Raw genomic sequence first — 19,964 nt, forward strand, 5'->3', positions numbered from 1 at the left:
AGGTTCTCGGCCCGTCGGCAACCGACGGGCTTGCGGCAGTGGCAGCACAGGACGCTGTCGTTGAGGCAGGAGAACCGAAATGACCACCAGCAATCGAAAGCCCCCTCGCAAGACCGGGCGTAGATCCACCCCGGCACCAAAGCGATCGACGAAACCGGCCTCTAAGATTCTGCCGCCCGTCGCGCCGAAGAAGCCGGTCACGCCGAAGACGCCGAACGTGGCCATGTCCAAGCAGGACAAGGTCCTCGACATGCTGCGCGCCCCGTCCGGCACCACCATCGCCGCCATCATGAAGGCCACGGGCTGGCAGCAGCATTCGGTGCGGGGATTCTTTGCAGGCACGGTGCGCAAGAAGCTCAAGCTGAACTTGACCTCAGCGAAAACCGATAGCCAGCGCGCCTACCGGATCGCAAAATCGAGCACCGCGAAATGATCCAAGCTTCCTCCTCCATGAAGCCAGCCGATCCATCGGTGGAAGCCGAGCTGAACCAGCTGGCGACAGCTCCCATCGCCGAACTGCGCAGACGTTATCGGGAAGTGCTTCGAACGGATCCGCCGAAAGCATTTGGTCCGGACCTGCTGCGCCGGAGCATCGCTCACCGGATCCAGGAAAAAGCCTATGGCGGCTTGTCCGGCCCGACCAAGCGCCTGCTCGACCAGTTGGTGAAGGCGATGGCCGCCAAGCCCAACGGGCGGCTGGAGCTGCCGCGCCGGATCAAGCCCGGCTCGGAACTGGTTCGGACATGGAAGGGAAAAACCCACCGCGTCGTGGTTCGTCCGGACGGGTTTGCCTATGACGGCAAGACCTATGCAGGTCTCTCCGAGATCGCCTCGCTGATTGCCGGCACCAACTGGAATGGACCCCGCTTCTTCGGATTGCGGTCAAAGACTCCTGGAGCAGCCAATGGCAAGTAGCGCAACCAAAACACTCCGTTGCGCCGTCTACACCCGCAAATCTACCGAGCACGGCCTGGAACTGGAATTCAACTCGCTCGATGCCCAAAGAGAAGCTTGCGAGGCCTATATAAAGAGCCAGACATCGCTCGGCTGGAAGGTGCTGCCCCAGCCCTATGACGATCCCGCTTTCTCCGGAGGCAACCTCGAGCGCCCCGCCCTCAAGCGGCTCCTGAAGGATATCGAAGCTGGCAAGGTCGATGTGGTGGTGGTCTACAAGATCGATCGCTTGACCCGTTCGCTGGCGGATTTCGCCAAACTGGTCGAAGCGTTCGATGCAAGATCGATTTCTTTTGTCGCCGTGACGCAACAGTTCAACACCACCACGTCGATGGGACGATTGACCCTCAATGTGCTCTTGTCCTTTGCCCAGTTCGAGCGCGAGCTGTCCTCCGAGCGGGTCCGGGACAAGGTGGCGGCTTCGCGTCGCAAGGGAAAGTGGACCGGCGGCACGGTGCCGCTCGGTTATGAGGCCCGGGATAAGAAGCTCGTCATCAATCCTACAGAGGCAGAAACCGTCCGCATCATCTTCCGCCGATATATCGAGCTGCAGTCTTTTGGCCGCCTTGTTGTCGATCTCGACAAGCGCCGCATCGTCACCAAGCGGCGAAATACCCAGGTCAAGAAATTTAACGGTGGCATCCCGTTCACCTACGGTCCCCTCGCTCATGTCCTGAAAAACCGGATCTACATTGGCGAAACTGGTCACGGCGGCAAATGGTATCCCGGCGAGCACAAGGCGATCATAGATCGCAAAACCTTCAACAAGGTTCAAGAACTGCTCTCCGCCGGCACCAACAAGAGGAAGATCAAACGATCGGAAAGCCGTGCGCTCCTGATGGGCAAACTGTTCGACGACCGAGGCAACGCCATGAGCCCCAGTTTTACGTCGAAAAACGGTGCCCGCTATCGTTTCTATGTCAGTTCAGCAATCCTGCGTGGGCGCAAAACCGACGCTGGATCGGTCGCACGCGTTTCGGCAACCAGCATCGAACAGACGCTGATTAATGCTCTGCGCGAGCGACTAAAGATCGATAAAGCTATCCTGGATGCGGATATTATCGGCACATATGTTGCGCGTGCCGAACTAAGTAGCCGTGCCATCAAAATCACCACATCTCCAGCAGCGAAGATTCGATCCAGCCAGTTCACGATTCCTTGGCAGCCGCCCCAGGCCGGTTCGGCATCGATCGTCGATGCAACTAACGAACGCCAACCCGATGCAAAATTGGTGCAGGCCGTTGTTCGGGCTCATGCGTGGTTGCGCGATCTGAAGAACAACAAATTTGACACTGTTGAAGCGCTGGCAGCCGCCGTTAACCTGCATCCCAAGCTGGTCCGGCAGGAACTCCGTTACGCGTTTCTCGCACCGGCCATCACCGCGGCCATTCTCAACGGCGATCAACCAGCGACATTATCCTTAGCGCGAATCCCCAAGACGCTGCCGCTGGCATTTTCCAAGCAGTGGCAGGCGCTGGGATTCTAGCGCGCCGGAACACGCTTCGCCACCTTTTAGCATCCCGAGTTTGGCTTGGAGCTTTCCTGCTCCACCAGCACCGGACCATTTATAGTGTTACTCGATAACATTCGTGATAGCCGCAAACATTAGCCGAGTTTCAACCCTATCTCGAACAATCTCATAACTCTGGCCCTCAAGTTCCGGGGGCTTTGGCACGTCTTGAGCAAAATTTATATGCACACCGATACGCGGTCGTTTTATTTTGGAGACTTGGTCGTATGCGACTTTTTGCGGAGTATCAAAACCCTTTCGGATAGCGACCGCCAAAGTTTCCAACACCGATGGTTGAGGCGGTGAAACGCCGCGCGATATATAGAGCTGACTGGCGGTGCCACCAATAGCGCTGAGGATCAAGTACAAACGTCGATTTGCCAGCTTAAGAACTAGGTCTCTTGCTCGCCAACAACACTCTAGTTTCGCGCTGTCTGTGCCCAATTCCAGTTCTATCTCGCGATACGGTCGGCCACCAAGCCAAAACAGCAACGCATTTGCTAATCTGTCAAACTCCGCGTTTGTTGGAGGGCTGCCTTGTTTAGTGCCGCTGACCTGCCACTGAACTTTCATCCGGTGGCAATTAGAGCCTCGGCTGGTGATGCGCCTTCTCGCGCGGTGAGTGTATCGGCATAAGCCGCCGGCGTCTTGTATCCGAGCGAGGAATGCGGCCTCGCGGTATTGTAGTCGGTGGCCCATGCGTCGATGAGTTGGCGGGCCTGACCAAGATCGACGAACAGGCTTTCGTTCAGAAGCTCGTCGCGCATCCGGCCGTTGAAGGATTCGATGTAGCCGTTCTGCATCGGCTTGCCCGGCGCGATGTAATGCCATTCGACACGATGATCTTTTGCCCAGCCAAGGATCGCGTTCGAGGTGAACTCGGTGCCGTTATCCGACACGATCATCGCAGGCTTGCCACGCTTGCCGATAAGCACCGTCAGTTCGCGTGCGACCCGTCTCCCCGAGATCGAGGTGTCCGGGATCGCCGCCAGGCATTCGCGCGTCACATCATCCACGATGTTGAGAATGCGGAAGCGTCGGCCGAGCGCGAACTGATCGTGGACGAAGTCGAGCGACCAGCGTGCATTGGCCTTGGCTTCGATCAGGATCGGGGTCCGTGTTCCCACGGCCCGTCGCCGAGCTTTGCGTTTGCGCACCGTCAGCCCTTCCTCCCGATAAAGCCGGTAGATGCGGTTGATGCCTGAGGGCTCGCCCTGATCCCGCAGCAGGATGAACAGCCGCCGGTAGCCGAACCTGCGGCGCTGGTTGGCGAGATCGCGCAGACGCGCGCGAAGTTCGATATCGGGCGGGCGGCGCGAGCGATACCGGATCATCTTGCGATCCGCAGCAACGATGGTGCAGGCCCGACGCTCACTCATCTCCAGCACGCTGCGCAGATGAGCGACAGCCTGGCGCTTGGCGGCGGGCCCTACCATTTTTTTGTCAAAAGCTCCTTCATCGCGGCATTGTCGAGCATCGATTCCGCCAGCAGCTTCTTCAGCTTGCGGTTCTCATCCTCCAGTGCCTTCAACCGCCTGGCCTCAGACACCTCCAGGCCGCCATACTTGGCCTTCCAGTTGTACAGCGTGGCTTCCGAGACGCCGTGCTTGCGCGCCAGATCGGCGGCCTTCGCACCAGCCTCGTGTTCGCGCAAAACCGCGATAATCTGTTCTTCCGTAAATCGCTTCCGCTTCATTGGTCCGCCTCCAATAGAGGCCGGACTCTAACTCCAGGTGGAGGAAAAACTCAGTGGCAGGTCACCGCGCATTACTGACAGCGCAATTCCTGCATCCAACTCCATCAGTGCTTCATAAGATTGTCGGTCCGCTTTGAAAAACTGTATCAGCCACTCAACCCACCCGCCGATACTCGTGGGAAGGCTCTCAAAGTCGGCTTCCATGCGGGCGCGGGCCTTGGCCAGCGGATCTGCGGCAAGCCCATATGAAGCCGCAATAGCGGAGACATCAGCATCGATGTCAGAAGGCTGCGCGATGACCGCTTGCAAGGCCAATACTTTGGTTTCGAAATTTTCAGCTTCGTTTCGTCGGTCAGCAAGGAATTTCGAGAAAGAACGGCGCACTGTGTTCAGTGCGTTCTCTGCCGCTTGCTCTGGGTCGTCAGCAGCCTGAATCCTGCTAATGAAATATCTGACGTCTAGACTATTTGTGTCGCCAGACTGGATACGATCGAGTACCCGGGTTATTGGGTCCGCGATGGCCACACACTTATCATCCTGCGGAAGTATGGCGCGAAGTTTACTGAAGGCAGAATCGGAGGGCCTCCCATTGTGAAAGGTTTCTATTGGTTCCGGGACCATTAAAACCACACCGTTTGCCAAATGACCTGCGCGACCAGCGCGGCCTGCCGCATTCAACAGCTCATGGGCCGCTAGAGCTGATCGGCCCTCGTCATCGTCGTGACGTTTGTCGCCAGCGAGTATTGCCAATTGCGCCGGAAGGTTCATGCCTTGCGCTAGTGTGGGCGTGGCGACTATCACGTCGACGCCGTCTCGCTTCTTGTAGAGAGATTCCGCGAGTCTTCGCTCGAGGGGTATCATGTCTCCATTGTGAGGTAACGCCGCAGCGCCGATATTAATCAGGGAATGCTCGCTCCCGCCCAACTCAGCCTGAATGTTTCCCCATAAAGCAGTTTCGCTTGCAGTCAGCGTATATGTTGCTTCCAATTTACCTGAAATGTTTCGTGCTGTAGAAACAGCGTGTCCGGGCTGCTGAACGAAAACTATAGTTTTGAGACCGGCAGCGCAGGCGTCGATAGCAAGGCGGGCCGCAACTTTGTTGGAATTCGGTGTCGCATAACCATTTTTTTTAACTGTGAGCTCTACAGGATCATCTGACAATTTTATCAGACGAATGTCCGCCGCCGCTCCTTGGTTCCAATTTTGATGTAGTCCAAAAACCGCAAACGGCACCACATCCTTTTTACGCTTCAGTTTAGTTTTTGTTTTGGCAGCCCGGTTTGCTCTAGTGGCTGATCTACGAATTTCCTGAACTTCATTTTGATCATATACAATAACACCTCGGGCCTGGCGGCTCGGCTTCCACGAATCTTGGAAGGCGACACACGGGCGAGTTGTTATTTCTGCAATCCAATCTGCAAAATCAGCGGCGTTTGTGAGCATTGCTGAAAGAAGCAGTAAGTCGGCATGCGGAGCGCGTCTGATTGCCTGAATAAGGCACAGCATTGCATCAAGGCTACGCTTTCCGCCTCCTTGCGGGCTTAGAAGATGACACTCATCAAACACCACGAGCCCCACGTCTTCGAGAGCGTCTGCATTGTGACTCATGAGAGCAAGGCAGCGTTCTGGGGTCATGACTTCAATGGAGCTTAGCTCCGGGACCGATAATGTTCCGGTGAGGTCACCGTCAGCGGCGACCTCAATATCGCCGATTGATGCAGGAAAGCTTTCTGCTAAATCGTCCCGGAGCTGGTCCACAAGAGCGAGCGTGGGAACAATAAACACAACCTTGTGTTCTGCAGCCAGCGTTGCTGCGATCTTTAGCTCGGAAAGTGTGGTCTTACCCGCGCCTGTCGGCAAAACCAGAACAGCGGACGTGCCTCTATTCAAGAAATTGGTTTCGAGAGCGCGGCGGTGATTACTCCAGATTATGGGCTTGGACTTCGCGCGATGTTTAAGCCAAGGCACCCAGAATTCGGGGGATGCATCTTGTGGCGGTGGAATATTCGCGACCCCTGCGCCCTCCAAACCATCCGCAAGATGCCGCAAAAGCGCCGCCAGATGTCTGGGCCCTCCAAACACTGCATATGAATCGCCTTCGCCAAAATCCGCAAGATTTAGATCTTCGACGGATAGTTCTAGAACGCGTTCGAATGCATTCTGCGGTGAGTCAAAATTGAGAAATTGTGTTGCTGGAGACTCAACACCCATCAAGCGAGATACCAGTTGTACTATGCCCGACCAACACAGGCCGTAAAGCGCCTGTTCGATCGCTGCGTCACCAAACTCGTTAATTGGCGCTCGCATTTGCTCAAGGCGGGCCGCACGGTCAAGAATTGACTGGTAGCTCTCGGAGGCGAGATCATAGACGGTTTCGATGAGCGCAGATTTGATCAGGTTATCATCGCGAACATCTGTTAGGGACCTAGCCGCCTCGCGAGCGTCGGCGTTTTGCTCCGCGACTAGAAATAAGAGCGGCGCAGCCAGCAACGGATGAATGCTTGATACGGTAAGGTATGGTAGCGATACATCGTATGCTCCAGCCATAACGCGACCGAGAATTTGATGGGCTGTTGCTGCAACGAAAGCGGATGCGCGTCTCCGTTCGTTGTCCACAGTTACATCTGCGCAAGCCTCGTAGACCGTGGCAATGCGGCTCAATCTTTCTAGCAAAATTGCGCGGTCAGAAGCGGCCACCAATTCATCTTCACGTAAGCGAAGAGCGACCAGTTCCGCATAAATCCCTGTTAATTCCTGCGGAAGAACATTTGGATCAACGCCTCGCAATGCAGGCGCACGGCGGATCAGGCGCGATGTTTCAACGTCAAACATCCTGCTCCTCTATTTTAGCCCAAACGTCTTGTGCAAAGACGCTGAACCATTGTCGAATGTCAGGCAGTGGAAATGTGTCGCCAAGACGATTCTCGATCGCAGGAGTCAGGGTGCCGTAATCCTTAAACACTGCTACGCACTGTTCCGTTGCAAATGGAGTCGGCGTGACGGTTAGTGCCGCCCGGAATGCCAAAGGCCGGTCTTGAACTAATCTGTCGAACACCGCAGTGCGCTCGTCATCGGTTAGATCAAAAGAACTCAATAACCCAGTTGCGATTGAAGTCAGATGATTATCGCGTTTCCCAGACATCCACTCCTTGAAAGATGGCATCACATTATCTCTAAATTGCGGTCGCGCGTTCGCTGTGCATTTCTGCTCATAGATTGTCGCCAGCGATAGCGTGCGTGACGCGGCATCAAATCGGACAACAATTGTGTCCGCACCCTGTTGGGTTGAGGAAAGATGTGGATCCGAAATCACATCATTAGCGTCTGCGGACATGCGAGCAGTTATCCAGCAGATGATTTCGAATAGAAGGCCGTCGCGGTGCCATTGCATGGCCTCACTGGCAGGGTGAAGCTGGGCACGTAACGCATTTCGTTGCGCTACACTCGTATTGACCGAATTGTGTTGTGTGCCTTTAAGAACGCTTGCAACGTGCTTCGCCCGCCCAACAAGAACCGTCCCGACAAGCGTTGCTAGCTCGTCCTGATTGGCCACCAGCCATTGCGTGCCGCCGCACTCAGGTGCAGCAGGGTAATCGAGAATAGTAAGCGGCATTTACCCCGCAACTCCCCAAAATCACTTCTTTTGTTATTAAGCAATTAGAATGCTGTAACTAATCGCCGACGGCAAGCAATTCATCCCAAGACGTCGTATATCACGGGGAGAGGTGATCCCTCCGGAGCTTTTAAGCCGGCCGCTTGCCTGATGACGCGTATGTCAGGGTGCTGCGACCGTAATACGCGTTGAGCTCATCGAGGGCTTTCGTGAGGGACTTCGACCGTGCGGGCATCGGGATGACGTCCAAAGATCACCCTGCACTCGCTCTGACGGGGCGAGATCGAGCAATATCACGCCCGCTGGTTTGTATGGGAAGCCGTCCTTATAGATCGCGCGTATGACCGTATTCGCCGCCTTGGCGAGCGTGCCCGCATCCGCGCCGGCGACCGGCAACCGGATCAAGCGTGATACGTTGTATGCGGATCGGTCGGTTTGAAGCGGTTAGGTTTGACAAAAACAGACAGGTGCGCAGTCGCGAGATACTGCCGCCTCATCTTCTCTGCGGCGCGAGCGACGGCTTCTTCCATTTCCTGCAAGGTCGTGACTAGCCTGCCGAACGAACGCGAAGCGATGATGCTTTGCGGTCCAGCACAGGATCTTCCACCACGTTGAACCGTTCCCGGATAAACTCCGGGTCGCACTGGCGTAGTTTCAGCGGCGTCACAATGCCAATTTCGGTAAGACGTTGCGCCATACGGCCAGCACGACCGACAGGTCGGTCGACATCATACGACCCAGCGTCCGGTCATCACATAGACGGCGCGGTCGAGGTCCTTCTTGGCAAAGCGATTCGTCACCTTCGTCAACGTTGGTCGGGGCTATCCCCGTCCGATACCGGGATACCGGTCCGGCCCCGCCTAAGCGGTCGTCCACTCTCGTAAGAACCCAGCAACTCGCAGATTGGGGGGAAGCCCCTGTGGTCAGGGACAACTCAATCAATTGCGGCTTGGCACACAGTGAACACTCCAAATAGACTTAACAGCGTTCTTGGATTGTTCTAGTCTTATTGCATGTCAAAAACTATAACCGCCAACCAATTGCTCGGGGAGATAGGCGAGACGGCAGTTCGTCTTCGCTTTCTTAACATGGGTTTTCAGTTTGACGGGCGCTCGCGTCTAGAAGCGGGGGTCGATGGCATTGCCGAGGTAATGGATAAGGGGCAGCCACTGGCCCGGATGATTGCGGTTCAGGTCAAGGCAACTGACTCATCTCGCTACTCGTCCGAGACTGACGACGGTTTTTCTTACCTGTTGCGCCCCGAAGATCTGGCCTATTGGCGCGGTTCCAACCTTCCGGTCATCATTGTTCTCCATCGCAGATCCGATGACACTTACTTCTGGAACGAAGTTGGCAGTCAAATCAAAGGGGAAGAGCGTCGGCTCCAATTCGACAAGAAACGCGATATTCTCGATGCAGATGCCGTAGATCGCCTTGCAGCGCTGACTGTTCCGAAAACTGGTTTCGGTTATTATGTGCCGCCTATCGGAGGCGGAGAAGAAGCACTAGTCAATATTTTGCCGATTACGCTTCCAACTGAGGTGTTCGTAGCATCCACGCCGCATACGCCTAAGAAAGCAGCTGCGATCCTGCTCGATGGCAATAGCCCACGATTTGATTGGGCCATCAAGGGCGGAACATTCTGGTCGTTTAGTGACCCGCGCGAGACGGTTTGCAGGAAGCTTGTCGATTTCGATCAGGTTGAAGCAATCAACACCACGGCACTTGCGTTTCAGGAGGAGCAGGATGAGCAAAATAACTTTGCCTTCCTGCTTCGCAAAACGCTGGACCATCAAGTTCAAAATGACTTGCGTTGGAACAAGGATCGCAAACTCTTCTATGTCCGAGCCTTGGCAGAGAATACTTCGCGAACATTCGCGTATGAGGCATCAAAAAAACGCGCGTCAACCGACGTTGTGAATGCGATCGTGAACAAGGCCGACAAAGAGAGTGTCGACTTTGTCCGTCACCACGCGTTTACGCCACGTTTCGAATTGATTTACGATCAGTGGTATCTTGTCATCAACCCAACTTATTTTTTCACGACGAATGGATTTATTCCGCATTCGTATCCGGCTGCGCTTCTTGCAGGAAAAAAACGCCTGGACAATAGCGCATCGCTGCGCGGGCAAGTCGTGATGTGGCACCGCTTCCTAAGTCAGGCAGACCGCGAAGAAAACAATCTGTTTGGGAAATTATCGACCGAACCTCGGCTACGCTTCGGTGAGCCACCGACTGTCGACCTAGCAACGCGCGTTCCTGAGGATGTTTGGGGATCGCAAAAGAAAAGCGTTGTCGAGCCTGACGACGGACAGGAGAAAATGTTCGGATGAAATTTGAAACGAAAATATTCGAAGAGCCGCAGCTGGAGTTTGGTGACAAGCATCATCATCCGGACCCACGGCTTGGCCTGTCAGAAGCTGGACCGCTGCAGATTCCTTTAGGAGACGTGGTCAAGATCGCCGTAATCGGCAGCTCAAAGACAGTGGAGGATACAAAGGAGTTTTTTGAAGAAGCCGTTGCTGGCTTTGAGGGCAAAGGCGAAAAACATCCGAACCTGCATCCAGATTTTCCGGGATTGGGAAATCAGAATCCATATCGATGCAAATTCGAGATATCTGATGGCGCGACCATTGCGATCTCGCAATCCAAAATCGACAAGATTAGGAAAGAACCACATCATTATAAAGCTGTAGAGATGGCGGTCGATGAAATCGTCCAACAACTGCAAACACTCGATGAGACCAGCCACCGTCCGGATGTTGCGATTGTCGCGTTACCGGTGGAGCTGATTGAACGTGTATGGAATGCGAAAGTGGATTCCAAGGCGACGACCGAGAAGGACGATTCCGGCGGTTCAGATGCACCCGACTTCCGTGGCATGCTCAAGGCAAAGGCCATGGACCTGAGCTTCCCGATCCAAATTGCTTGGGAAGATGTGTTTGACGAGAGTGCAAAAATTCCGCTCAAGGTTAAGGAAAGTCGCGCCAGAAAGATACAAGATCAAGCTGATCGAACTTGGAATTTGCTGACGACGATCTACTACAAAGGAACGGGCCGCATTCCGTGGCGGAAGATGCCGCAAGATGGCGAATTCACTGCCTGCTATATCGGGATCAGCTTCTATCGCGAAGTCGGCGGGCAGCAATTGTTCACCAGTGCGGCGCAGATGTTCGACGAGCGAGGTCGGGGTTTTATTCTAAAGGGAAAACGAGCCCAGACCGAAAGTCGAGGTCGTCACCCATACATGACGCAGGAGGATGCGCATGAATTGGTCGCCAATGCGCTGACAGCCTATAAAAACCATCACAAGCATTATCCCGCGCGCGTTATTGTCCTCAAGACCTCGAAATTCCGAGAAGAAGAAGCAGAAGGCATCTTTGAAGCTATAAATGAAGCCGGATTGGAGTTTCGAGACCTCGTTTGGGTACAGGAGTCCTATTCCGTCAAAGTTCTACGTGACGGCAACTATCCTGTTATGCGCGGGACATTCGTCGATCTAGACGGGAAAGGACTGCTCTACACAAACGGAAGCATTCCCTATTACGGAACCTATCCAGGTATGTACGATCCACGACCGCTTCTTCTCTGTCCATACGAGGGCAGTGACAGCACAGTGGCGCAAATTGCGAGCGAAGTTTTGGCTTTGACGAAGGTGAACTGGAATTCCACGCAAATGAATCAGAAGCTGCCAATTCCTATTCGAGCAGCGCGAGCTGTTGGCGAAGTCTTAAAGTACACAACCGATCAGAAAGTCAGCTCTGATTACGCCAGATACATCTAGCGCCGTGGCGATCAAGATTCGATCAGAGCTAAGCTCTGGCGCGTTCGCGTGATCCAAAAATGGAACTGAGAAGCAGCAGTGGGCCGTAACAAAGGATAAAGCCAATGATCGCAAATATAACTGATGTGAGTGTCAGTGGAAACGCGGGCGTGAAAGCTGCCCGCGCTTGCGACATTATCTGCGCATCGTAATTAAACGCGACCGAAAGCACCGCTGCCAAAGTAACGCCGTTTGCTAACACTGATTGCTGCGAATTTAGTCGTTCAAGCCTGCCTGTATAATCTTCCATCCGCTGACCTTGCTCTCTTACAAGGCGCTCAGGGTTCTTCTTCATGAGGCCAAACGCGCCAGCGCGGTCAAATCCGGATCGCCGAGAATCTTCGTCGAAATTGCGCACAATGACATTGAGTTCATCAGCCGCGCCGCCAATTCTTTGGCGATACTGCTGTATCAACTCCGGAATTTGCGCAAAGAGCAGCGCGGACAAAAGCGAAAGGGCCATAAAGAGCTTCTGCATCGAACAACTCCTTTGACGTTGATAGACTTGAACAGCCCAGTTGGGATTCGTCGGTGATTCGATGTCGCCCGTCCAATTAATGGCGCTCGCCTTGCTGGTGTTCCAGAGCAAAGTTGATGACAGCTTTCCGCGGAAGACGGCCGAGCAGACTGCCAGGTCATAACGCAGTGATTTTATTCTCCGGTCTCTGAGGCGAGTCTCCAGAAAACGGGAATTCTTCAATAGGTACTTGGAGACTTTTGGAAATTTTCAGAGGAATTGGGCGAACATTAGTCTCGACAGAGACTCGTAACGCGTGAAAAGCCCGCTATTTGCGGGCCTTTCTGCCTCAAAACAATAATATTCTATAAAAGCCGGACTGGTTGGCTGACCTTGGAGGATTCGAACTTCCACATTCCCAGTTGGAAAATGCCCTTTGATTTCTCAACAGAATTTCCGCAGTTCTGCGGCAAATGCTACTTGGAGACTTTTGCAGCTACTGGCTGCGCAACTTGTCCCTGCAACCCGTTCGGTCCAATCCCTTGACTGATTGACGGAGCGGGCAGGCATTTCCGCCAGAGGCCGCCGAGGCAGACTGCCGAGCCATCACGCATTGGCTTTATTCTCCGTTCTCTGAGGCAAGTCTCCAGAAAAGGGGAAGTCTTCAATGAATGAGCGTAGAGGAACAAGGACGACGCGATCCGCCGGCATTTTGGCGAGGACGATTTCTGCGACCCCCACGGGTGCGACCGACTTCCCGCCCAACCGTCTCGCAAACGCCATGTTTTGGCAGATTTTGGGCTTGGCCTATCACCCATGCATGCGACATCGATTGCGGCTCACCGTGCGAGGGAATATGGCTGCGGACCTGAAAAATGATCTTTTCATTGGGAGGTTCAAATGGCGAATCCGGAAACCGGACTTCAACTTCGGTCCTTGATCAAGAAAAGTGGTGAACTCGAAATTTCACTTGTGAAGGTGCCCGTCGCGGAGCCTTCGGCTGACGAGTTGATCGTGCGTGTCGAGGGATCTCCGATCAATCCCTCCGACCTCGGCCTTCTCCTCGGCCCCGCAGACATGAAGACGGCTAAATTCTCCGGCGCGGGCGAAAATGCCACAGTGACGGCGACTGTGCCGGAAGCGCTGGTGAAATCCATGGCGGCGCGGCTCGACCAATCGATGCCGGTCGGCAACGAAGGCGCTGGCGTTGTGGTCAAGGCCGGCGCCTCCGAGGCCGCACAGAAGTTACTCGGCAAGACGGTCGGTCTGATCGGCGGCGCGCTGTATGCGCAGTTTCGCACGGCGAAGGCGGCGGAATGCCTCGTCTTGCCAGCAGGGACAACACCTGCTGAGGGCGCTTCATGGTTCGTCAATCCTTTGACGGCGCTTGGCATGGTCACCACCATGCGGCTCGAAGGGCACAAGGCACTTGTGCACACTGCGGCTGCGTCCAACCTCGGTCAGATGCTGAACAAGATCTGCATCAAGGACGGAATCGATCTGGTCAACATTGTCCGCAGTGCGGAGCAGGTGAAAATCCTGAAAGGCCTCGGCGCTAAGTATATCTGCGACTCGTCCGCGCCAACGTTCATCGACGAACTCATCAACGCGCTCGTCGCAACCGGTGCCACCATCGCATTCGATGCGATCGGCGGCGGTAAGCTCGCGAACCAGATTCTGGTAGGCATGGAAGCTGCGGCTAACAAGACCGCGACGAGCTACAGCCGGTACGGTTCGACGGTTCACAAGCAGGTCTACATTTACGGCGGTCTTAATACGGCGCCGATGGAACTGACTCGAAGCTACGGCATGTCGTGGGGCGTCGGCGGTTTTCTCGTCTTCAACTTTCTGCAGCGGGTCGGCCCTGCGGAGACGAGGAAGCTACAGGAGCGGGTCGCGGCCGAACTCAAGACAACCTTTGCAAGCCACTACACGAAAGTCATCTCGCTGCAGGAGGCCCTTCAGCCCGACGTGCTGGCCGCTTACAACAAGCGAGCAACTGGCGAGAAATATCTGATAAATCCGAACAAGGCGTAGGCCGGATGATTTATTCGCCGCGCTGGCCCATGGGCCGGTGCAGTGAATGGTCATCGATGTGGCAGCGACGCTGACCTTTGGCCTGCCAGTCCGGCATCGCAAGACGCGGATGCTGAACCGGGAGTATGCACCTCGGTGAAACCAGCGAGGAGACGAGCTAACGGACTCGCCTCCTCGATTTTCTAAGCTGCCGCCCGGCTGTTCGGGGCTCCGAGTTTTCTCGACAGGAATTTTCGGATCTTGTCCGCCATCACCTTGTTAGCAGTGCCCGGGAATATTTTGTCTCGGCCGTCGGTTATTTCTCCCCACACATCCGCAAACCGAAACTTATCCATGGTACGAAGCAAAAGCTCTCCAGCATCCCGCCATTCCGGTACGCCGCTTAACACCTCACACAACGCCTCAACGATTGTGGCTTTAACGAAGCCAGGATTTCCATCTGCGGTCTGCGTAATACATTGAAGAGCAGTGATCAGCGTATCTCGTCCATACAGATTGAAGCATCTTGTTAGCGCTCCAACGGCCGACGTCTGACCTCGCTTAAGATTAGATTGAATTTTGCGAACGATTTCGACCTCAGCTGCAGCACATACCTCTGCAAGCGCGAGTGACGCGGGATCTTTAGCAGCGAGCCTTGCGTGATAGAGTTGCTGTGCAGTCGTCTTGGTAATATTGCCGTTGACGGCGGCATACGCCGCCGCCTGCCGTGCGCGATCAGCCTGAACAACTTGGCAAGGCACAGTTTTCTGACCCCGCAACATCGCGGCCGTCGTCCGATGCTGACCATCAACAATAGCGAACTGGCCGCCCTCGACCGGTGCGACAATGACCGGGGCAAACTTTGACCAGTCGAAATTTTCAGCAATTTGATTGACGTTGATTGTGCCGCGTCGGCCGATTTCGCGCTGATATGACGCGTCGACGACGAGCTTATCAGTTTCAATCCACTCCAGAAACGGAGCAGGTCCCGGCACAAACTCTGATTGCGGTGTGACAAAACGATTCGCACTAAGAGGCTTGAACATGGTGACCTCCGCTGTTGAGGAATCGCCCCCAACTCCAGCAGACCGTCGCAATGCGCCATTTCAATATGGCGGCGAGAGCCGTACACAGCTAAGAATCTTGTGTTTCCTCTCGCACCGTCAATTTCTCGATACAAAGCGCAAGATCATCGCAGATGAGTCGCGGAAAGAGATGCCCCAGACTAACCTTTCATTGCTTCCAGCAATGCGGAAATTTCGATGGTTGCGAAATTGGAGAATGTATCTGAGATCGCGTAGGGGAAAATAATCTTGTCGTTGTGCCGCATCGCCCCGCAAGTGTAGACGACATTCGGCACATATCCCTCACGCTCTGAAATATCGGGTCGCACCAGCGGTTCACGCAGGCGCGCGATAACCTTTGACGGGTCTTTCTTGTCGAGCAGTGCCGCACCGATGGAATATTTCCGGACCGGACCCACGCCATGCGTCAACATCAGCCACCCACTGTCGAGTTCAATCGGTGATCCGCAATTGCCGATCTGAACAAACTCCCACGGAAACTCTGGCTTCAGGATCGCCTGCCCCTCGTCCCATGTGTACAGGTCGTCGGAGTAAATCAGATAGAGATTCTCGTTATCCTGTCGCGCGATCATCGCGTACTTGCCGTTAATCTTGCGGGGGAAAAGGGCCATGCCTTTGTTCCGCGCAGCTGTACCTTTCAGCGGTGACAAGCGGAACGACACAAAGTCCGACGTTTCGATTAGTTCGGACCTGATTGCCCGTCCGCTGTAAGCGGTGTAAGTGGCGTAATAAATGCTCCGGCCTCCATCGCGAAACTCCACGAAGCGCGCGTCTTCGATGCCGTTCGATTGCGATTCAGTGATCGGGAAGATCACCCGTTCGCTAATGTCCTCATCCGGCGGGAAGGTGAGATCGACATCCTCACGACCTGGATGAACGTCAATGCGCGGACTGGATGCCAGGCGCGATGTGGAGTCGACGCTGACCTTGCCGTCAGCAGCGATGATGCCCGATCGGAACGTGAGAGATGAGATATGCCCCTCGCCCACCGCACGAAGACTTAAGACGAAGCGGAGGCTCCCGGCAGGAACGCCTGATTGGTCGGGGTGCGCCACGATACTTGGATTAAAGAGCGCCGACGCCTCAAACGAATACTCGTTCAGAAAGTAAGCGCCCGCCAATTGCCGCTGCTCCTGCGTGAACACAGCATGAGTATTAAAGGCCTCTTCCATTTCTCCAGCTCGCGCCTCGAACAGCTTTAGCAGATTGCGATGACGGCCCTCGAAATTTTCCAGTACGTCGGCCAATTGGCTGGTCACGGTTTCAGCGTCGAGCGCAAGCATGCGATCGATGATGTGATTGGCGCGTGTCTTGTCGGTCGGATTGAGGTCGCGCGGCTCGGTCGCCGGCTTGAACGGACGCACAATCACCCGCGCCGGATCGGGACGCAGATAAAGAGCCTGACGATTCAGGAATGGAAGCTGTGACAGGGTGTCCTCAGATTCTTGAGAAAAACATTGCTGAGTTTAAGCGACACGAGCCGCGGGTTTCGAACGGCTTTCGCTCAGGCGGGCGATCTGACGAATTTCTGAAAGCGCAAGCAGATACGATACGACGGATTCGCCCCCCCTGTTTTCATTTGGCCGATCCGGATGCAATCCATCGCGACAGCTTCCCGTTTCCAGATCGATGAGAGACACGGACAGATCGTTGCTGCCGAGAAACCATGCGAAGACGCGCGCGGCCTCTACGTTCCATTCCGAATCATGAGTAGCACGCCAAGCCGCGACGCAGGCTGAAATCGTCGCGGTCGCTTCCAGCGGCTGTTGATCGAATGCCCGCGGCCGCCGGCGCGTTTCGCCAAATCCTTCCGTCCCGACAGGCCTGAACTGCCCCCCTTCCGTGGTCTGCTGCGTCACCAGCCAGTGCAAAGACCGCAAACCCGCTTCAATATAAGCGGGTGTTTTGGTGGACAGACCGGTCAGGATCAGCGCCTGTGGCAATCGCGCGTTGTCGTAGGCCAACCCCTCTTCAAACCACACCCAATCGCTCGTTTCGACGGTGCCGAGGATCAACATCAGTCTTTCGGCAAGCACCGAGCGAAGCCGGCTGGCGAGCGCATCGTTAGACCGAGCGACACAATAGGCCTCCAGTCCAAGAAGCGTAAAAGCCCAGGCGCGCGGTGAGCTAAAGCTTTCAGCGCTGCGCATTGCTTCGCAGAACAAACCTGCAGCCCAAGCCCTGCGAGACGAACTTGCGTCGGTTAACGCGCACACGCCCAATGCCCAAAGCGTTCGCCCGTGGCTGTCTTCCGAACCACTGGGCTCCAGCCAACAACGATTAAAGCCCATGAAATTTCGAAACCGCTTGGTATCTGGATTCCACGCGTGCTGGATAAAAGCCGCGAACCTCGCGGTAAGAATTTCCGGCAATCGCTGCTCACCTGGATTATTAAGCGCACAGGCAAGCAGCAATGCGCGAGCGTTATCATCGACGCAATAGCCGTGCAATCGATCAGGTACAGAGTGCACTGCGTGCTGAAACAAGCCGGTATCATCACACATCGACAGGAAATGTCCCGTTTGCATCTCCGGCGGCGCATGGCTGTCGCGTAGCAGAGTACTGGTGTCGAGATGCACAATCGTTTCTAGCCGGTGTCGTCGTCTGGTTCCTTCAAAGACGGACATATAGCGCTCCGCCGATCTTTCCCAGATCATGGAGCGGCTGCTCGCATAGGCTCGCTTACGCATAGCCAGCCGAAGCATATCGTTGGTCAGGAGCTTGCCGATTTCATTGCCAATCGTAACTGCATCGCCGAACGGCACGAGAATTCCCCTGCCATCGGCCAAAAGTTCGCGCGCATGCCAATACGGGGTCGAAACGACCGCTTTCCCCAAACCAAAGCTGTAAGCCAGCGTGCCCGACGTCATCTGCGCTTCGTTGAGATACGGCGTAACATACACATCGCACATCGAAATGAAGTCCAACAGGATCGGAAGATCGACAAACTGGTCGAGAAACACGACGCTATTTTCAACGCCAAGCTCACGGACGCGCGCCTTGAGACTGTCCCGGTACTTCTCGCCCTGATCGCGGACCAAGTTTGGATGTGTCGCTCCGAGGACGACATAGACTGCGCCGCGCTTGCTTTTCAGGATTGAAGGCATCGCATCGATCATGACTTCGATGCCCTTGTTATGTGACAGGAGCCCGAATGTCAGGATAACGGCTCTGTTGCTGAACCCATGCTTTTCCTTGGCCACAGCAGGCTCAACGAACGCAAAATCGGGTATGCCATGCGGGATGAGTTCAATCTTGTCGTCGGGCACCAGATACACAAGCCTGAGCAGCTCCCTGCCCTTCTCGGCCATAACCACAACCTTCGATGAGACCTCAACGATGCGCGCAAGAACCTCTCGTTGCGCCGCCGTCGGTTCGACGAGAACCGTATGCAGCGTTGTCACGATGGGCATCGTCAGCCGGGAAAGCAATGCCATGATGTGGCTGCCGGCCTCGCCTCCAAAAATGCCAAACTCATGCTGCAAGCAGACAACATCAAATCGGCCAGCGTTGAGGAATTCGGCGGCGGCGATGTAATCCTCCAGCTGATGGTCGTTAACCTGAAAACCCACAGCCGACGGATAATCGTAGACCTGACCGTGGTCCGTCATCGCGACAATGGTCGTTTCAAGGTCGGGGCGCGATGCTGCAATCGAGCGCTGCATGTCTGTTGTGAACGTCGCTATGCCACATCGACGCGGCAGCGAATTCCCGATGAACGCCACACGATTGACTACCGTCACGTCTGGGCCTCCGGTTGCTTGTGCGTTGTTCCTGATGACTCTTGCTGCGCTGAGGCTCTCAAAGTACGACCCGCCGCAATCGTTGACGTGTCGTCAAGTTGCGCAAGCAAGCCAAGATCGACATCGGGACCCGTATACGCGAGCAACCCTTCAAGACCATCTGGCCCGACTTCAATGTGAACCCGCTCATCCATAATAAAGGCTGCCTCCCCTTTTAAGGCGTCGATCGCTCCGATCCGGCCGTGTCCTTCGAGAACCAGCGTCCAGGTTTCACGCTTGGCATGAAGCACCCATCGAGATCCCGGCTGAAGTTTGATTTTCTCCAGCACAAAATGGCGGTTTGCGATCAAAACGGTCCGGACTTCGTTTAATTTTTCCGAAGGAGATTGATGTTCGACAGGGCCCGCATTAGCGACCGTTAAAGCACTTTCGACGTGCAGTTCACGCTGACGTTCGTAGTCAAAAATACGAAAGGTGGCATCACTTCGCTGCTGAATTTCGACAAGAACAACTCCTGCACCAATCGCATGAATTGTTCCGGCTGGAACGGAGCAAACATCGCCCGCATGAACTGAACGCCAATGTACCATTCCGACAATGGAGCTGTCAGCGATAGCTGCACGCAGCTCAGTCGAGGAAAGCACCCGTTTAAGTCCGATACCCACTTGAGCGTCGGGAATGGCTGAAAGAATGTACCAAGCTTCGGTCTTGCCGTTTGCAAGACCGATGGATCGCGCGAAGGCGTCGGTCGGATGAACCTGAATAGACAGCGGCTGTGTTGTGAATAGCAGTTTCAGAAGCAGGGCCGAATCCGGCGCATTCTTATCGGTTCGCTGAAACCAGAGTTCCCCAATAGGCACACCGTCACGATCGACATTGCTCCATGGGCGAAGGTCGGCACTACCCCACGGCTTGCGGACGAGTTGCGCGGAGGCACGTTCGGCTGCCATGGAGCCTCCTGATGAACGAACGGAAATGGGTCACAAGCGAGCGGCAGACACTCTGCGCACATGATGCGCATGTCGGCTCAGAGGCGATTTGCCGATCGATATGAAATCAGCAGGTTA

General features: G+C 55.0%; 16 protein-coding genes and 1 pseudogene. 6 read left to right on the forward strand and 11 right to left on the reverse strand.

The genetic code is table 11. From position 1 onward, the window contains the following. Positions 1 to 79 precede the first annotated feature (79 nt). The 3 genes from AC07UB_RS18405 to AC07UB_RS18415 are packed head-to-tail and all read left to right on the forward strand — an operon-like array spanning position 80 to position 2,440. On the forward strand, positions 80 to 433 hold the full coding sequence (locus AC07UB_RS18405) for a DUF3489 domain-containing protein (protein ID WP_006019188.1): 354 nt from the start codon (positions 80 to 82) through the stop codon (positions 431 to 433). After that, complete coding sequence (locus AC07UB_RS18410; RefSeq protein WP_006019187.1) at positions 430 to 915, forward strand: DUF2924 domain-containing protein; 486 nt, start codon at positions 430 to 432, stop codon at positions 913 to 915. The genes AC07UB_RS18405 and AC07UB_RS18410 overlap by 4 nt, the downstream gene beginning before the upstream one ends. Beyond that, positions 905 to 2,440, forward strand: coding sequence for a recombinase family protein (locus AC07UB_RS18415; protein WP_006019186.1), 1,536 nt, complete (start codon positions 905 to 907; stop codon positions 2,438 to 2,440). The genes AC07UB_RS18410 and AC07UB_RS18415 overlap by 11 nt, the downstream gene beginning before the upstream one ends. 593 nt (positions 2,441 to 3,033) lie before the next feature. On the opposite strand, the gene AC07UB_RS18420 is transcribed toward AC07UB_RS18415, so the two are convergent. From AC07UB_RS18420 to AC07UB_RS18445, 6 genes and pseudogenes are all read right to left on the reverse strand, one after another. Further along, positions 3,034 to 4,160, reverse strand: a protein-coding gene (locus tag AC07UB_RS18420; RefSeq protein ID WP_430648543.1) for an IS3 family transposase whose coding sequence is annotated in 2 segments (ribosomal slippage) — positions 3,034 to 3,906 and positions 3,909 to 4,160 — 1,125 coding nt in all. Because the reading frame shifts where the segments join, the coding sequence is not laid out codon by codon here. A 27-nt stretch (positions 4,161 to 4,187) separates the two neighbouring features. Continuing rightward, positions 4,188 to 6,992: a DEAD/DEAH box helicase gene (locus AC07UB_RS18425; RefSeq protein WP_006019183.1), complete on the reverse strand. Its 2,805-nt coding sequence runs from the start codon at positions 6,990 to 6,992 to the stop codon at positions 4,188 to 4,190. Next, positions 6,985 to 7,773 carry a hypothetical protein gene (locus AC07UB_RS18430; RefSeq protein WP_006019182.1) on the reverse strand — a complete coding sequence of 263 codons (789 nt, stop codon included), beginning with the start codon at positions 7,771 to 7,773 and terminating at the stop codon, positions 6,985 to 6,987. The genes AC07UB_RS18425 and AC07UB_RS18430 overlap by 8 nt, the downstream gene beginning before the upstream one ends. Before the next feature lie 130 nt (positions 7,774 to 7,903). Next, positions 7,904 to 8,008, reverse strand: a complete 105-nt coding sequence (locus tag AC07UB_RS18435) for a DUF4113 domain-containing protein (protein ID WP_430648541.1) — start codon at positions 8,006 to 8,008, stop codon at positions 7,904 to 7,906. 74 nt (positions 8,009 to 8,082) lie between these two features. Further along, positions 8,083 to 8,178: pseudogene (locus tag AC07UB_RS18440) on the reverse strand (hypothetical protein); the annotation flags it as partial. Beyond that, positions 8,175 to 8,303 carry a hypothetical protein gene (locus AC07UB_RS18445; RefSeq protein WP_430648540.1) on the reverse strand — a complete coding sequence of 43 codons (129 nt, stop codon included), beginning with the start codon at positions 8,301 to 8,303 and terminating at the stop codon, positions 8,175 to 8,177. The pseudogene AC07UB_RS18440 and the gene AC07UB_RS18445, both read right to left, overlap by 4 nt. A 483-nt stretch (positions 8,304 to 8,786) precedes the next feature. On the opposite strand from AC07UB_RS18445, the gene AC07UB_RS18450 reads away from it, so the two are divergent. Continuing rightward, a complete protein-coding gene (locus AC07UB_RS18450) occupies positions 8,787 to 10,106 on the forward strand; it encodes a DUF4365 domain-containing protein (RefSeq protein WP_006019181.1) in 1,320 nt (439 codons plus the stop codon). Continuing rightward, entirely contained in the window at positions 10,103 to 11,557 is a 1,455-nt protein-coding gene (locus AC07UB_RS18455; RefSeq protein ID WP_006019180.1) for an argonaute/piwi family protein, read from the forward strand. The genes AC07UB_RS18450 and AC07UB_RS18455 overlap by 4 nt, the downstream gene beginning before the upstream one ends. A 28-nt stretch (positions 11,558 to 11,585) precedes the next feature. On the opposite strand, the gene AC07UB_RS18460 is transcribed toward AC07UB_RS18455, so the two are convergent. Beyond that, positions 11,586 to 12,074, reverse strand: coding sequence for a DUF2937 family protein (locus AC07UB_RS18460; protein WP_006019179.1), 489 nt, complete (start codon positions 12,072 to 12,074; stop codon positions 11,586 to 11,588). A gap of 879 nt (positions 12,075 to 12,953) precedes the next feature. Here AC07UB_RS18460 and AC07UB_RS18465 point away from each other — a divergent pair. Then, entirely contained in the window at positions 12,954 to 14,090 is a 1,137-nt protein-coding gene (locus AC07UB_RS18465) for a zinc-binding dehydrogenase (RefSeq protein WP_494654132.1), read from the forward strand. A gap of 182 nt (positions 14,091 to 14,272) precedes the next feature. Here AC07UB_RS18465 and AC07UB_RS18470 read toward each other — a convergent pair whose 3' ends face one another. The 4 genes from AC07UB_RS18470 to AC07UB_RS18485 all read right to left on the reverse strand — a co-directional run bounded on the left by AC07UB_RS18470 (position 14,273) and on the right by AC07UB_RS18485 (position 19,847). Next, complete coding sequence (locus AC07UB_RS18470) at positions 14,273 to 15,115, reverse strand: DUF6551 family protein (RefSeq protein WP_494654130.1); 843 nt, start codon at positions 15,113 to 15,115, stop codon at positions 14,273 to 14,275. A gap of 179 nt (positions 15,116 to 15,294) precedes the next feature. After that, positions 15,295 to 16,584, reverse strand: coding sequence for a glycoside hydrolase family 130 protein (locus tag AC07UB_RS18475; protein ID WP_494654213.1), 1,290 nt, complete (start codon positions 16,582 to 16,584; stop codon positions 15,295 to 15,297). Between the two features lie 36 nt (positions 16,585 to 16,620). After that, the gene (locus AC07UB_RS18480; RefSeq protein ID WP_494654128.1) at positions 16,621 to 18,897 is read right to left on the reverse strand and encodes a glycosyltransferase family 4 protein; all 2,277 of its coding nucleotides are present in this window, start codon (positions 18,895 to 18,897) and stop codon (positions 16,621 to 16,623) included. Continuing rightward, a complete protein-coding gene (locus AC07UB_RS18485; protein WP_494654126.1) occupies positions 18,894 to 19,847 on the reverse strand; it encodes a class I mannose-6-phosphate isomerase in 954 nt (317 codons plus the stop codon). Before AC07UB_RS18485 ends, AC07UB_RS18480 begins: the two co-directional genes overlap by 4 nt. Between the last annotated feature and the right edge of the window lie 117 nt (positions 19,848 to 19,964).

It is taken from the genome of Afipia sp. GW821-FHT04G03, from assembly GCF_059419985.1.